This is a genomic window from Streptomyces mangrovisoli, from assembly GCF_000974985.2.
Taxonomy (GTDB): Bacteria; Actinomycetota; Actinomycetes; order Streptomycetales; family Streptomycetaceae; genus Streptomyces; species Streptomyces mangrovisoli.
In genome coordinates, this window is the sequence record NZ_LAVA02000066.1 from 1 (window position 1) to 13,725 (window position 13,725).

At 69.8% G+C, this 13,725-nt stretch carries 14 protein-coding genes; 7 read left to right on the forward strand and 7 right to left on the reverse strand.

The window, feature by feature from the left end:
* Positions 1–357 precede the first annotated feature (357 nt).
* Together WN71_RS25695 and panD are read right to left on the reverse strand one after the other, a co-directional pair.
* A complete protein-coding gene (locus WN71_RS25695; RefSeq protein ID WP_046585645.1) occupies positions 358–705 on the reverse strand; it encodes a GNAT family N-acetyltransferase in 348 nt (115 codons plus the stop codon).
* A gap of 56 nt (positions 706–761) precedes the next feature.
* Positions 762–1,187: an aspartate 1-decarboxylase gene (gene panD, locus WN71_RS25700; protein ID WP_046585647.1), complete on the reverse strand. Its 426-nt coding sequence runs from the start codon at positions 1,185–1,187 to the stop codon at positions 762–764.
* 332 nt (positions 1,188–1,519) lie between these two features.
* Between panD and WN71_RS25705 the strand changes: the two genes are divergently transcribed.
* On the forward strand, positions 1,520–2,026 hold the full coding sequence (locus WN71_RS25705; RefSeq protein WP_046585648.1) for a carbohydrate-binding protein: 507 nt from the start codon (positions 1,520–1,522) through the stop codon (positions 2,024–2,026).
* Complete coding sequence (locus WN71_RS25710) at positions 2,023–3,258, forward strand: ROK family transcriptional regulator (RefSeq protein WP_046585650.1); 1,236 nt, start codon at positions 2,023–2,025, stop codon at positions 3,256–3,258. Before WN71_RS25705 ends, WN71_RS25710 begins: the two co-directional genes overlap by 4 nt.
* Positions 3,259–3,260: 2 nt before the next feature.
* On the opposite strand, the gene WN71_RS41070 is transcribed toward WN71_RS25710, so the two are convergent.
* Positions 3,261–4,121 carry an NAD(P)H-binding protein gene (locus tag WN71_RS41070; protein ID WP_046585652.1) on the reverse strand — a complete coding sequence of 287 codons (861 nt, stop codon included), beginning with the start codon at positions 4,119–4,121 and terminating at the stop codon, positions 3,261–3,263.
* A 120-nt stretch (positions 4,122–4,241) separates the two neighbouring features.
* On the opposite strand from WN71_RS41070, the gene WN71_RS25720 reads away from it, so the two are divergent.
* Positions 4,242–5,414: an acyl-CoA dehydrogenase family protein gene (locus WN71_RS25720; RefSeq protein WP_046585655.1), complete on the forward strand. Its 1,173-nt coding sequence runs from the start codon at positions 4,242–4,244 to the stop codon at positions 5,412–5,414.
* A 53-nt stretch (positions 5,415–5,467) separates the two neighbouring features.
* Positions 5,468–6,202, forward strand: coding sequence for a TetR/AcrR family transcriptional regulator (locus tag WN71_RS25725; protein WP_046585658.1), 735 nt, complete (start codon positions 5,468–5,470; stop codon positions 6,200–6,202).
* A gap of 30 nt (positions 6,203–6,232) precedes the next feature.
* Here the strand turns inward: WN71_RS25725 and WN71_RS25730 are convergent, their stop codons facing one another.
* The 4 genes from WN71_RS25730 to WN71_RS25745 form a co-directional block, all read right to left on the reverse strand.
* The gene (locus WN71_RS25730) at positions 6,233–7,096 is read right to left on the reverse strand and encodes a nuclear transport factor 2 family protein (RefSeq protein ID WP_206300142.1); all 864 of its coding nucleotides are present in this window, start codon (positions 7,094–7,096) and stop codon (positions 6,233–6,235) included.
* A gap of 1 nt (position 7,097) precedes the next feature.
* On the reverse strand, positions 7,098–8,351 hold the full coding sequence (locus tag WN71_RS25735; RefSeq protein ID WP_046585659.1) for an acyl-CoA dehydrogenase family protein: 1,254 nt from the start codon (positions 8,349–8,351) through the stop codon (positions 7,098–7,100).
* 144 nt (positions 8,352–8,495) lie between these two features.
* On the reverse strand, positions 8,496–9,221 hold the full coding sequence (locus WN71_RS25740; protein WP_046585721.1) for a TetR/AcrR family transcriptional regulator: 726 nt from the start codon (positions 9,219–9,221) through the stop codon (positions 8,496–8,498).
* Between the two features lie 47 nt (positions 9,222–9,268).
* Complete coding sequence (locus tag WN71_RS25745) at positions 9,269–11,053, reverse strand: peroxidase family protein (RefSeq protein ID WP_143074876.1); 1,785 nt, start codon at positions 11,051–11,053, stop codon at positions 9,269–9,271.
* 197 nt (positions 11,054–11,250) lie between these two features.
* Between WN71_RS25745 and WN71_RS25750 the strand changes: the two genes are divergently transcribed.
* The 3 genes from WN71_RS25750 to WN71_RS25760 all read left to right on the forward strand — a co-directional run bounded on the left by WN71_RS25750 (position 11,251) and on the right by WN71_RS25760 (position 13,719).
* Positions 11,251–12,171: a virginiamycin B lyase family protein gene (locus tag WN71_RS25750; RefSeq protein ID WP_046585661.1), complete on the forward strand. Its 921-nt coding sequence runs from the start codon at positions 11,251–11,253 to the stop codon at positions 12,169–12,171.
* Between the two features lie 106 nt (positions 12,172–12,277).
* On the forward strand, positions 12,278–12,706 hold the full coding sequence (locus tag WN71_RS25755) for a DoxX family membrane protein (RefSeq protein ID WP_052743045.1): 429 nt from the start codon (positions 12,278–12,280) through the stop codon (positions 12,704–12,706).
* Complete coding sequence (locus WN71_RS25760; protein ID WP_143074877.1) at positions 12,703–13,719, forward strand: DUF5050 domain-containing protein; 1,017 nt, start codon at positions 12,703–12,705, stop codon at positions 13,717–13,719. The genes WN71_RS25755 and WN71_RS25760 overlap by 4 nt, the downstream gene beginning before the upstream one ends.
* The last annotated feature ends 6 nt before the right edge of the window (positions 13,720–13,725 follow it).

The following is a 13,725-nucleotide window of genomic DNA, read 5'->3' on the forward strand; positions in this document are numbered from 1 at the left end:
GACCCGGGGCCGGTGGGCCGGGCGTCGGCGGGGGCGTGGGCACGGGGCCCGGTGCGGGTGGCCCGGGGGTGGGCTCCGGGCCGGGGACGGGCGGCCCGGGGGCGGGCCCGGGGCCCGGGACCGGCTCGGGCGGACCCGGGGCCGGGCCGGGCGTCGGACCCGGCGGCACCGGGTCGGGGTACGGGTTGGTCATGGTCCGTCCTCCAGCGAGTCGATCGACGTCGGCTTTGGACTACTCCCCCGCGTACCCGTCCCCCGCGCGGGCAGTCACCCGGGGGCGGCAATGCGTCGGGCCGGGTGGCGGCCAGAACGCGCGGACGGGGCGGGACGGGGGGACACGGACCGGGCGCTTCGGGGTCAGAAGCGTTCGGGGTGGGCCGACAGCCAGGCGAGGGCGGCCCGGCGCAGACCGGGGTCGGCCGCGGGGGCCTCGTCGGGGTGGCGTTCGGCCCACTTGGCGACGTACGGGCAGAGCGGGACGACCGGCACGCCCTCGCGCGCGGCGATGCCGTACAGCTCACGCGCGAGCGAGCCCGCGATGCCCTTCCCCTCGTGGGCCGGCTCGACGATGGTGTGCACGGGGACCAGCGCCCGCTCGGGCTCCTCGAGCACGAAGTACTCGATGTGGCCGACGACCTCGTCGCCGCCGACCGCCTCCAGGCGGCCGGCCGCACGGTCGTCGCGGATCTGGACGTCGTCACTCATGGGATCACCCGTTCCTGGTCGTACGTGACGTCACTCGGGACCGGGGGCCGTCCCGGTCAGGACGATGCCGGGACCGCCTGCGGGCTGCGCCGCTGGTCCGAGCCCGGCACCGGTGCGGACGCGTCGGCGCCCAGGGCCACGATGCGGTTGTCGCCGTCGACGTGCACCACCTTCGGCTCCAGCGCCCGCGCCTCGGCGTCGGTCACCTGAGCGTAGCTGATGATGATCACCAGATCGCCGGGGTGGACGAGATGGGCGGCCGCCCCGTTGATCCCTATGACACCGGAGCCGCGCTCGCCCTCGATGACGTAGGTCTCCAGGCGCGAGCCGTTGTCGATGTCGACGATGTGGACGAGCTCACCGGGCAGCAGGTCGGCGGCGTCGAGCAGGTCCGCGTCGATGGTCACCGATCCCACGTAGTGCAGGTCGGCCTGGGTGACGGTGGCTCGGTGGATCTTGGACTTGAACATGGTGCGCAGCACTTTTGACTCCTGGAGGACGGCTCCCCGCCTGCTTGTGCAGGTCGAAGGCGCCCCACACTGTACATGGGCGCGCCTTCGGCTCGAAGACCCTCGGGAACCTCGTGCGTCGCCGGGAGCCGTGGGCGCGCAGGACTGTCGTTTTTGGCGTTGTCAGCGCAGAAAAAGTCCTGATGCGAGGTGTATTGACCGATCAATTTAATTCTTTGTAGCTTCTGCGACACACGTCGGGACCGACACTCGCCCGGTTGGCTTCGCATCTTGTACGCGCAGGGTGTGCCGCCTTCCTTGCGTGCCCACGCCTACCGCCGTCGAGGTGCAGCATGAGCTCAAGGATGTCGCGCAGCAGTCTCGTCCCCGCATCGGCCCTCAGCCACGACGGCGAACCCGGCCTGCTGCGCATCACCGGCAGCGGGACCCGGACCGACCGCACCGTGGACTTCACGACCGAGGGCGGCAACGAACTGCCCGCCGGGACCGTCGCCAGTTGGTCGGGCACGTTGACCGTGCCCTCCGAGGGCGACTACTGGCTCGGCATCCAGTCGCTGGGCGCCATCGGCGAACTCGTCGTGGACGGCACGGTGCCGGCGACCGTTGCCGGTGCCCCCACCGCCGACGGACTCGCCGACACCCGGACCAGGATCCGTCTGACGGCCGGAGCGCACACCCTCTCCCTCAATCTCGTTCCCGACCTCTCCGCGACCCCGGTCCAACTGCGCCTGAACTGGGTCGCACCACAGCAGCCGAGCGCTCATCACGACGCAGCCGTCGCGGCCGCTCAGGGACGCACCCGGAACTCCGCACGTCCCGCTCTGGCGACTGCGGTACTGGAGCGACGATGACGGCGTCCCGGGGACCGCGCACCGGTACGGCCGTGCTCGAACGCGCCCTGCTCGACGCCCTGGACGGCGCGGAGGAACTCAGCCGCGTCGAACTCACGGAGATCACCGGGCTCTCCCGCACCGTCGTCGCGGCCCTGGTGGGCGGCCTCGTCGAGCGCGGGGAGATCGCTCCCGTCGCTCACCGCCCCCGTCCCGGTGCCGGACGGGGCCGCCCCTCCACGGTCTACCGGCTCAACCGCAGCGCGCCCCTCGTCGCGCTGGTCCATCTGCGCCGCACCCGTTCCGTCGTCACGCTCGCCACCTCGGCAGGCTCCGTGGCCGAGCACACGATCGGCGTCCCCTGGCCCGGCCCGTGGGAGAAGTGGGCGGAAGAGGCCCTCGACGTCCTCGAAGCGGCCGAGCGCGCGCACGGACGCGCCGCCCGACGCGTGGTGATCGCCGTACCGTTCACGGTGGACAGTGCGCACGGGGACCGGCTGATGCCGCTCGCGGGCCCGGCGCCGGCGACGCCCCCGGGGCTCCCGCCGTACGGCCCGCAGCCCGATCCCGCCTTCCGTGACGCTCTGGTCCAGTGGCACGGGGACGAGCCGGGACCACGGCTGGCCCGGCTGTTCCGCCGCCCGGTGCACTTCGCCAACGCCGCCAACCTCGCCGCACTCGGCGAGGCCCACTACGGGGCGGCCCGCGGCGCCGCGGTCGCCATCCACCTGTCCGTCTGTCACGGCATCGGTGCGGGCCTCGTCCTGGGCGGGGAGCTGTTCACCGGCGCGTCCGGCACGGCCGGTGAACTGGCCCATGTCCAGGTCACCGAGGACGGGCCCTACTGCCCGTGCGGCAGCCGCGGCTGTCTCGCCGTACAGGCGCCCGGACCCGATCCGCACACCGCCCTGGAACGGCGTTACGGAAGACGGCTGGAGCCCGCCGAAGTCGATGCGCTCGTCACCGACGGCCATCCGGTCGCCGTCCGCTTCTTCCACGACTTCGGCCGTCTGACCGCCCGGTCCCTCGCCGGCACCGTCACGCTGCTCAACCCGGACACCATCGTGCTGGACGCGGATCTCCGGTGCGCCGCCCGGCCGTTCGGCGAGGGCCTGAGCAGCGCCCTCGCCCTGCACTGCCCGCCCTCGTACACCCGCGACCTGCGTGTTGTCCCGGGCGAACTACACGATGCCCTCGCACTCGGTGCCGTTGCGACAGGGCAGGCCCGGGACCACGCTCGGCACCGTCGCTGACGTCACAGGGCGCTCTCCAGGACCGTGCGCAGCGAGCGGGCGGGCCGGCCGGTCAGCTTCTCGACCGCGTCGGTGCGGACCGCGAAGTACCCGTCGCGCGTGGCCCGTCCGACACCTCCGGCGATCTGGCGGGCAACCTCCAGAGGCGGTCCGCCGGCCTGGGAGATCTCCCGGGCCAGAGTCTCGTCGTCGACCTGGGTGACCGTCACCGGCCTGCCCCCGACCTCGGAGAAGATCGCCGCGCGCGCCTCCGCGTCGATGAGCTGCGGGCCGGTGACGTGGTAGGTCCGGCCCGCGTGCCCCTCGCCGCAGAGCACCGCGGCGGCCGCGGCCGCGCAGTCGGCGCGGGCCACGAAGGCCGTCTCGCCCGCTCCCGTGTTCGTCACGAGTTCCCCGCGGTCGAGCGCGTCCCGCATCGGCCCCAGCTCGTTGTCGGCGTAGGGGAAGTTCCGCAGGAAGCACCACTCGAGCCCGCTCGCACGGATGTGTGCCTCCGTCTCGATGTGCTCGGCGTCGACGAACGACGGCCGTTCGGCTCCGGCCAGCACGAACGACGTGTAGGCCACGAAGCCGACACCGGCCCCCACCGCGGCGTCGACCGCGGCGCCGTGCTGCCCCCCGCGGCGCCCCAGGGCGTCCGTCGAGATCAGGAGCGCGCGCGAGGCGCCCTCGAAGGCCGCCTTCAGCGTCTGCGGTCGCTCGAAGTCCGCTTCGCGCACCTCGACGCCCCGGCGCGCGTACGCGGACAGCGCCTCGGGGGTTCGGGTCGCGAGGATCAGGTCTTCCGGGGCGATCCGCGTCAGCACGTGGTCGGCCGCCATCCGGCCGAGCCGCCCGGACGCGCCGGTGATCAGAAGCCTCATGGACCCTCCTCCATCCGTTGCAGGTCTTCCTGCCTTCAGTTCGCATGTACTGTACAGTACAGTTCTGAGTTGCGCGCCCGTCGCGCACGGCTTCGATCCCAACAGGAGGACGAGAGACCGATGAATGCAGCCATTCCTGCGGATGTGCCGGAGTCCGAGTCCGTGCTCACGGCGGTGCAGAAGATCGCCGAAGAGATCCGTGATCGTGTCGAGGATGTCGAGCGCGCGCGGCGACTGCCCGCGGATCTGCACGCGCTGCTGCGCGGTCTCGGCGTGTACCGCCTGATCCTCCCGACCGGACACGGAGGCATCCAGGCGAGTGTCACCGACGTGCTCGACGTGATCGAGACCTTGGCGACGATCGACGGTTCGGTCGCCTGGACGACCGCGATAGGGATCCAGAGCCCCGCCGTACTGTCCTGGCTGCCCAGGAAGACCTTCGACGACCTCTACGCGGCGGGACCCGACGTCACCGTGGGCGGCGCCTTCGGACCGCAGGGGACGGCGGAGATCGTCGACGGCGGCTACCGCGTCAGTGGACGCTGGTCCTTCGCGAGCGGATGCGACAACTGGGACCACCTCTTCGCCAACTGCGTCCTGACCCGGAACGGCAAGCCGGTCGAGGGCCCCGGAGGGCAACCGCGTCTGCGGGCGATGCTCTTCGCCAAGGACCGGGCGTCGTTCCTCGACACCTGGCACACGCTCGGTCTGCGCGGCACGGGGAGCAAGGACTTCACGCTCGACGAGGTCTTCGTCGCCGACGACCACTCGTTCGACATCGCCACCGCCGCGCCGTGCGTCGAGGGCATCTCCCGATACCCGCTCATCGAGTTCGGGCATCACCTGGCGACGATCGCGATCGGGGTCGCCCAGGGGGCGCTCAACGACCTCTCCGACTCGGCCGCCGAGCGCCGGCGCGCCCTCTCCCGCACCACCGTGGCCGCCAACCCGACGGTGCAGCACCGCATCGGCAAGGCGGAGACAGGTCTTCGTGCGGCGCGCGAGCTGGTGCGCCGACAGGCGGCGCTCCAGCGGGCCGACGGCCAGGACGGTGACTTCGCGCAGCTCATGGCGGTCGCGTCGGCCAACAACGCCTGGGTCGTGGACACCTGCATCGGCGTCGTCGACACCTGCTTCCGCGCCTACGGTGCCCGCGGCATCTACAACAGTTCCGCGATGCAGCGCCGCCTGCGCGACATCTACACGATCGCCCAGCACGCCACCTTGAACGACGGCGCCTGGACGCGGCACGGGGCGGCACTCTTCGGCCAGGAGACCGGCCTGCTGGTGTGACACGAGACGCTTCGGACGCAGGAGGGATCGGGTCGGACGGGGAAGGCAGAACAGTGGCACGTACTTCAACGAGCGCGGCCGGCGGCGACACGCCCCGGCGCGCGGGCGCACGCGCCAAACGCGGGCAAGTCATCGACGCCGCCGTGGAGATGTTCCTCAAGAACGGCTACGACCAGACGTCGATGGAATCGATCGCCGCTCGGGCCGGAGTGTCGAAGACCACCGTCTACGCCCACTACCCCGACAAGCTGGCGCTGTTCAAGGCGGTGGTCGAGCGGATGGCCAAGACACTCGCCCTGGCGCCCGACGAGGCGGCGACCCACCCCGCCGCCTCCGCGGAGACACGGCTGACGCAGCTGATCCTCAGCGTGCTGGAGGCCACGGTCCAGCCCGACTTCCGTTCCTTCCTGCGCATCATGGTGTCCGAGAGCGCCCGCCACCCGGATCTGGCCGAGGCCATGCGGGCCTCTCAGCCGGTCGACGTCCCGGCGTTGATCGCCGAGCTCCTCGACGAGGCGGCCGCCGAGCGCGGCTACCGGCTCGCCGATTCCCGGGCCCACGCGGCCCTGCTGTTGCGCATGGTGGCCGCCGGTCCGCAGCTCGACTCGCTCGTCTTCGCCGAGTTCAAGCCCGCGCGCGACCTGCTCGAGGCGCACGCCCGCTGGATCGTCACCCTCTTCCTGCGCGGCATCGAGCCCCGTGCGGGAGAGACGGTCGCCGAGGCCCTGCCCCTTCCCGGCTACGCCCGCCCCTGGCTCCCGGACGACGAAACGGCCACCCGTGGGTGACCGTTTCGACCACTGCCCGGGACGCCGGCCCTACGGCGTCCGCGGGCGGGCGTGCTTGTCGATGCCGCTCCAGTGTTCGGCCAGTTTCCCGTCGCGCACGCGGTAGGCGTCGTACGCGTAGAAGGTCCAGGTTCCCCCTGAGCCGTCGAGCAGGGGCTGGGGCAGTTCCCCGGCTATGACGACCATGTCGCCCTCGGCGTGCAGGACGGCGGGGGCGGGCGGCCCGGCGGGCGCAGTACCGGCCGGGGGCGGCGGAGCCTGCCGGGCGAGCTCCGCCACGTACCTCTCCAGTCCGGCCCGGCCCTGCGGCATGTGGGAGGCGTGCTGGAGGTAGTCGTCGGCGACGAACTTCTTCACCGCCTCAGGGTTCATGGGGCCGAACACTTCGACGTAGAAGTCGCTGACGAGCTTCTTGTTCGCCTCCAGGTCGGTGCGGCCGACCTGGAGGGGCTCCGTCGACCGGTCGGCTCCCAGGTCCGGGGACTCGGGGAGTTGGGGCCGCGCGTACTTGTGCTCGTTGGTCCAGCGCTCGGCCAGCTTCCCGTCCGCGACCCGGTAGGTGTTGTACGCGAAGAGGTCGTAGGTGGAGCCCGGTTCCTCCGGCTCCACCGCCGGCATGTAGAAGCAGATCGTCACCAGGTCGCGCTCGGCGACCACGAAGACCGGCGGCAGCACCGGGACCGTCTCGGGGTCCAGGGGTGGGTGGCCGGCGAAGTCGCGTCGCAGCAGCGCCTTGAACCGGTCGATGCCGACCAGCGCGTCGGGGCCGTGCAGGACGAAGTCGTCGCAGACGTACTTCGGCAGGGCCTCGGGGTCGAACGCGGCGACCACGTCACGGAAGTAGTCGAGGACGAGTCGCTTGTTCGCGTGCAGGTCGTGGACGACGGTCGCCATCTCAGCCCCCGACCTTCGCCAGGCCGCCCGCGAACATCGCGAACGGTTCGAGACCGAGCGCCGCACGGCCGTTGATCTCCGACAGCGGGTCGAGGCGAATGGCCCCGTGGCTGGTGAGCACCCGGATGTCGCGCACGAAGCGCTGGATCGGGTTGGACAGCCGCATCGTGGACGAACCGAGTGCCACCTGGAGGCTGTTGATCGCCTCCTCGCAGAGCCGCGCGGCGTAGACCAGGTCCAGGGTCATCTCCGACTCCTCCTCCGGGGAGAAGTCCTTGCCCGCCACCGCCCGGCGGTCGACCTCCGCGGCGTGCGAGCGGATGACCGTACCGGCGATGTTGATCATCGCCCGCGCCTTGCCGGCGACGACCTGCACCGTCGGCATGTCCGCCACGGTCGGATAGGGCAGGTTGAAGGGACGGTGTGTGCGCGCCTGCTCGGTGAAGGACTCCAGCGCCCCCTCGGCCATGCCGAGCGCGATCGAGATGGTGTAGACGCTGATCGTGATCATCGTCCCGCGCATACCGGTCTGGTAGGCCAGGCCGGTGTACCGGCTGGGGCCCGAGCCCATCATCTGATCGAGCTCGCGCAGGTCGACGATGCGGTGATCCGGAACGAACACCTCGCCGTCGGTGGTGATGCCGTTGCTGGAGGTGCCCGAGAGGCCCATGACCTTCCAGTCGTCGAGGATCCGGAAGTCCTCGCGCGGTAGGACGGCCATCCCGCGGCCCGGACCGTGCGGGGTCTCGAACTCCACCCCCACGGCCGCCCAGGCGGTGTGCTTGGAGCCGCTGCCGAACCTCCACGTGCCGCTGACCATCCAGCCGCCGTCCACCTTGCGGGCGTCGCCGACGCTCGTGGAGAACACCGAGGCGCCGATGCAGAGCGGGCCTGCCCAGCTGTCGCGCAGCGCGAAGACGTCGTCGACCAGCGGCTGCGGGAACGTCGACACCATCCGCATCCCGGCGGCCACGAAGGCCATCCAGGCCACGGACCCGTCGCCCTTGGCCAAGGCGCTCACGACCTCCACGACGTCACTCGCGCCCAGCGCCGTCCCGCCGAGTTCGGGCGGCATGGCCATCGTGAAGACACCGGCGTCCTGCAGGGCATCGAGAACGGCCGGGGTCATCTCGCCGATCCGCTCGATCTCGGCCGCCTCGCTGCGGATCAACGGCACCATTTCCAGGGCCGCGGAGCGCATCGCCGAACCGACCTCCGTCCGGAAGGTCGTGTCGAGTGCGGGAGATTCCGTCATCGTTGCTTCCTCTCGTTTCGCTGTAGCTACTGATCGGTGCAGTACACTCACAGCCTGTACTGCACCGATCAGGTCAGTAAATGCTCCTAGAGATGCCGCTCCGGCGGAGCGGCATACGGAAGGGCTGGTTCTACGTGGCGGCGGCTACCGCTTGTCGGCCGCGTCGGGCAGCCACGGGTAGTCGTAGCCGCCGGTCGGGGGCGTCACGTCGCGGGGCTCCCCCGGCCAGGGCTCGATCCCGCGCAGGAAGATCGCCGTGACCCAGCGGGCGTGGGACTCCAGCAGGGCACGGTCGGGCCGGAACTCGGCGAACAGCACCGAATCGAGCTGCGGACCCGGCACGGCCATCCGCAGCAGGACCGTGGCGAACGTGCGGGGATCCGAGAGGCGGTAGCCGCGCCGATCCGCCGCGTCCTCCAGGGTCGAGGCGACGAGCCCGATGACGTCGAACAGTCCGCCGGCCTCCGCGGCGGCGGCGAGGTCGGGATGGCGTGTGCTCTCCGAGACCATCACCCGCAGGAACGCACGGAACTCGTCGGAGGTCGTCGCCTCCAGCACGAGGAGCACGATCTCCCTGAGCCGCGTCTGCGGATCCTGCTCCCCACGCAGCCGCGACTCGTCCATCTCCACGGCGAGCGACTGGCCCGAGCGCTCGACCACCGCCTTGAAGAGAGCGAGCTTGTCCGAGTAGTGGGCGTAGACCGTCGTCTTGGAGACGCCCGCACGGGCCGCGATCGCGTCCATCGAGGTCTGGTCGAAGCCGTTCGCCAGGAACAACTGGACGGCGGCGTCGATCACTTGCTTGCGCTTGCCGCGGGCTCCGGGCCTGCGCCGCTCCCCCGCCTTGCTGTCCGTCGTAGGAGTACTCATCACCATTGAACTGTACCGTGCCGCACACCGTGCCGACGGGGCCGGACTCAGCGGTAGACCCCGGGCTCGACGACTCCGGCGTAGTAGAGCAGATGGGCGTGGGTGTAGTCGCGGTGGCCCGTGATGGTGCGCACCCGGTCGGATCCGAGCTTGAGATCGGTGCCGAGGAACGGCTTGAACTTCGGGTACTTGTTCAGATAGCTGCCCGACTGGGCGCGCACGAGGCCGATCAGCGTCTCGGCCACGATGCGTCCGCCCACGGGACCGAGGCTCTGCCCGTTGTTGACGGTCCTGGCCTCGGCCAGCACGTAGTACCACAGCGGGGTCTTCGTCGCGAACGGCGCGTAGACGCCGCCGATCTCCGCCAGGTCGGCCTTGGTCAGGCTGTCGACCTTCATCAGCTCGGCGAGGTCCTGGCCGGACGGGGTCGCCCAGGTCAGCTGGCGCAGCAGGTTGCGCTGCGCGAGGGAGACCGGGCTCTTCTCGGTGCCCGGCGCGATCGACGGGATCGGCAGCTTGAACAGGATGTTCGTCAGCTTGGTGTCGATCTTCCTGTTGTGCATGACCTGGCCGTCGCCGAAGTCGAAGTACGTCTGCCACCCGATGTAGCGGCGCTTCGCGGGATATCCGCCGAGCGTGTCGTCGCGGTCGTAGCTGGTGTTGTCGTCGTACTTCGACGCCGGTATCGACTTGTGGTCGAAGGTCAGCGCGTAGAACGGCTTCTTGTGCGGGTTGCTGCTCTCACCGGTGCCGCTCGTGAAGTTCACGCGGTACGACGAGTCGACCTGGCTGTGCCCGAACCGGTAGGCGCCGCTGCCGAACTCGATCGGCATGAAGGCGTTGCCCTTGGGCGGGTTGTAGTAGCGGTTGCCGTTCTCGAGGATGTCGTCGACGAGCGACTGGCCGACGAGCTGGGGCAGGTGCTCGTTCACGATCAGCCAGTGGTAGTGCCACAGCAGCACTTCCTTGGCCGCGAGATAGCGCTCGTGGCCGCTGGACAGATCGGCGTCCTTGGCGGTGGGGATGTGGCTGAGGTCGAGGCTCTTCAGGTCGTCCAGCACCCGGTTGTAGGCCTTCATGTACCCGACGACCAGGCCTTCGAGCATGAGCGTCTCGTTGTTGCGCGGGTCGGCCGTCACCGTCTTGTACGTGCCCTTGCCGTCGGCGACGTACGGCATGCTCTCGTACACGCCGCCGGTCCCGATCCTCAGCTTGGGCCCGACCGTGCCGCTCTTGTTGTCGACGTACAGATCGGGGGTGTGGCCGGGGCCGCCCCCGAAGAGGATGTCGAGGTCGAGGGCCGCGCTCCGCTCGTTCGGTGAGATCAGGGGATTGGCCGGCGCCCCGAGCACCGTGGTCCGGTCGAACGTGACGTCGTGGTCGATGAACTGGCCGAAGAACGTGGATCCCTGGGTCATCGTCGGGTTGTACGGGTTCGATCCGTACTGGTCCGACCTGGTCGGGGTGCCGTTGACCTTGTCGTCGAGCAGCAGCCGCTCCGGCCCCGCCGACAGGTCCTCCTTGGCGTCCATGATCCCGCCGATCCTGCCCACTTCCTCCAGGGCCTTGCGGACGGCGTCGTTCGGCTCCGCGAACGGCTTCGCACGCAGGCTCGGGAACATGATCCCGAAGTTCTTGGGGTTCTCCGGCGCCCCCTTGTGAGCGGCGGCGTTCCGGGCAGTCGACGAGGCCCCGTCCGTGGCCTCCTTCTTGTCCCCGTGCGCCGAACAGCCCGCGACGGCCATCGAGCCCGCGACCAGGCCCGCCCCTGTGACTCCCGTGATCAGAAGAGCACGTCGCGACGACCCGTCGCCTCGCTTCTCATCGCCCACTGCCAGATCCTCCTTGATCTCGCACTTTCACCGAGTCCGGTCAGCCGTCCGGGCTCCTTTTGTAACTGAACTAGACGGTACAGTACCGCTGGCTTCAGACCTCGTCTACCCTCTGCTTGACCGATGTTGACCTGACCCGTACAGTCCACGAAAAATTCGGCCGGCTCCACGGCCGGCCGGGCATGAAGGAGACATCAATGACCGGCTCGAACAACGGAGTTCGCCTGTCCCGCAGGTCGGTCCTCGCCGGATCTGCGCTGATCGCCGCAGCACTCGCCGGCTGCGGTTCGAACTCCTCCAAGGACACGAGCTCCTCGAAGGCGAAGTCGACGACGGACCGGATCTACTGGACCAACAGCGGCACCAAGGTGGGTGTGCCCAGCCGGAACGAAGCCGTCAACACCATCGGGGCCGCGAACCTGGACGGCTCCGAGGTGAACCAGAAGTTCATCACCGGTGCCAGCTTCCCGGTCGGCGTGGTGATCAACGGCGACTACATCTACTGGAGCAACGGCGACAAGAACACCATCGGGCGGGCCAAGCTCGACGGCAGCGGCGCGAACCAGAAGTTCCTCTCCGGCCTCAACTCCCCCGCCGGACTCGCCAGCGACGGCCAGTACCTCTACTGGACCAACGGCAGCGGCAACTCGATCGGGCGGGCGGGGCTCGACGGCAGCGCCCCGAACGACAAGTTCATCGCCGGCTGCAACTTCCCCAACCAGGTGGCGGTCGACGCCCAGTACGTCTACTGGACCAACAACGGCAACAACACGATCGGGCGGGCGAAGCTCGACGGCAGCGCCGCGAACCAGAAGTTCATGTCCGGCGTGAACACCCCTGCCGGGCTCGCCGTCGACGACCAGTACCTCTACTGGACCAGTCGCAGCGGCGGCACCGTCGGCCGCGCGAAGCTCGACGGCAGCGCCCCGAACGCGAACTTCATCACCGGCGCCAAGACCCCGCCCGGGGTGACGGTCACCGGCTCGTACATCTACTGGACCAGCAGCGACGGCACCATCGGCCGGGCGAAGCTCGACGGCTCCGGCGCCGACCACAAGTTCATCTCCGGCGCCCAGGGTCCCGGCGCGCTGGTGGTGCGGAGCTCCGAACAGTCCTGATCACAGTCCCGATCGGAGTTCTCCCGTGTCGCTTCCTCGCGTCCTGTCTCCGTCCGGCCCTCTCCTCCGCCTCGCCGTCGTGTGCCGGCCATGGGGCACACATGCCGTGCGCATCACGCTCGGCGTGGTCTACATCTGGTTCGGGGCTCTCAAACTGTCCGGCCACACGCCCGTCGCCGATCTGGTGCGCGAGGCGGTCCCGTTCCCCACTCCCGACTGGTTCGTGCCTGCTCTGGGCGCCATGGAGATCGCCCTGGGCCTGTGGTTCCTCACGGGCAGGGCGCTCCTGTACGCCGCGCCGGTGTTCACCCTCCACATGGCCGGGACGTTCGGCGTCCTGCTGTTCGTGCCCGGCCAGGCATTCGTCGACCACCAGCTGTGGGAGCTGACCATGACCGGCGAGTTCGTGGTGAAGAACCTCGTACTGCTCACCGCCGGGCTGCTGGTCTGCCTCGCCACCGTCCCTACGTCCCCGTCGTTCGCCTCCCGGGTTCCGGACCCCGCGCAGCGACTGCCCGAAAGCGTGCAACCGTGAAGGAGACAGATGTGACCGGCTCGCGCAATGGTGTTCCCACCCCATCCCTCAGTCGCAGGTCCGCGCTGTTCGCGGGCGCGTCCGTGCTGCTGGCCCTGCCTCTGGCGGCGTGCGGCTCCGACGACGGCAAGAGCGACAAGGGCGGCCAGGGCGACAAGGCCGCCTCCTCCGCCGCGCCGAGTGCTGCCGCGACGCCTCCGCACACGGCGACACACGTCTACTGGGCCAACAACGGCATCCACAAGAACGCCGCGCTCAAGGCGACGGCTCACACGATCGGTGCGGCGAAGCTCGACGGCAGCGGTGCGAGCCAGAGCCTGCTCTCCGGCATCGACTACCCCAACGGCCTGCTGGCCTACGGCGACTACCTCTACTGGACCGACACCTTCGCCAACGCGATCGGCCGGGCGAAGGTCGACGGCAGCGAGATGAACAAGAAGTTCATCACGGCCGGCGCCGCGTTCCCCGTCGGCATCGCGACGGACGGGACGTACCTGTACTGGGCCAACAACGGCACCTTCACGATCTCACGGGCGAAGCTCGACGGGACCGGCGTGCAGAAGAAGTTCATCACCACCGGCAAGGACGTGAAGGGCACCCCGAACGGCCTTGCGCTGAAAGGCGGTTACGTCTACTGGACCACGGTCTCCAACACGGTCGCCCGGGCCAGGACCGACGGCAGCGAAGTGAACACCGACTTCGTCACCGACACCGGCGTCCAGAGCGACAAGGTGCTCTCCCCGATCCCGGTCGGACTCGCCGTCGACGACCACTACATCTACTGGGCCAACCAGGCGGACGAGACGATCGGCCGGGCGAAGGTCGACGGCACCGGCGCGGACAAGAAGTTCATCACCGGCGTCAGCTTCCCCGGTGGCGTCGCCGTGGACGAGCAGTACATCTACTGGTCCAACAACAACGACGCCATCGGCCGGGCGGACCTGGACGGAGGCAACCCGAACCAGAAGTTCATCACGGGCGCCCACGCCCCGGCGGGACTGGCCATCTGGTGATCTCCG

What these genes read in the sequence shown, in the direction of transcription:
- WN71_RS25695 (WP_046585645.1), bottom strand. Translation starts at nt 705, where the DNA reads ATGAGTGACGACGTCCAGATCCGCGACGACCGTGCGGCCGGCCGCCTG.
- WN71_RS25705 (WP_046585648.1), top strand. Translation starts at nt 1,520, where the DNA reads ATGTCGCGCAGCAGTCTCGTCCCCGCATCGGCCCTCAGCCACGACGGC.
- WN71_RS25710 (WP_046585650.1), top strand. Translation starts at nt 2,023, where the DNA reads ATGACGGCGTCCCGGGGACCGCGCACCGGTACGGCCGTGCTCGAACGC.
- WN71_RS41070 (WP_046585652.1), bottom strand. Translation starts at nt 4,121, where the DNA reads ATGAGGCTTCTGATCACCGGCGCGTCCGGGCGGCTCGGCCGGATGGCG.
- WN71_RS25720 (WP_046585655.1), top strand. Translation starts at nt 4,242, where the DNA reads ATGAATGCAGCCATTCCTGCGGATGTGCCGGAGTCCGAGTCCGTGCTC.
- WN71_RS25730 (WP_206300142.1), bottom strand. Translation starts at nt 7,096, where the DNA reads ATGGCGACCGTCGTCCACGACCTGCACGCGAACAAGCGACTCGTCCTC.
- WN71_RS25735 (WP_046585659.1), bottom strand. Translation starts at nt 8,351, where the DNA reads ATGACGGAATCTCCCGCACTCGACACGACCTTCCGGACGGAGGTCGGT.
- WN71_RS25740 (WP_046585721.1), bottom strand. Translation starts at nt 9,221, where the DNA reads ATGAGTACTCCTACGACGGACAGCAAGGCGGGGGAGCGGCGCAGGCCC.
- WN71_RS25750 (WP_046585661.1), top strand. Translation starts at nt 11,251, where the DNA reads ATGACCGGCTCGAACAACGGAGTTCGCCTGTCCCGCAGGTCGGTCCTC.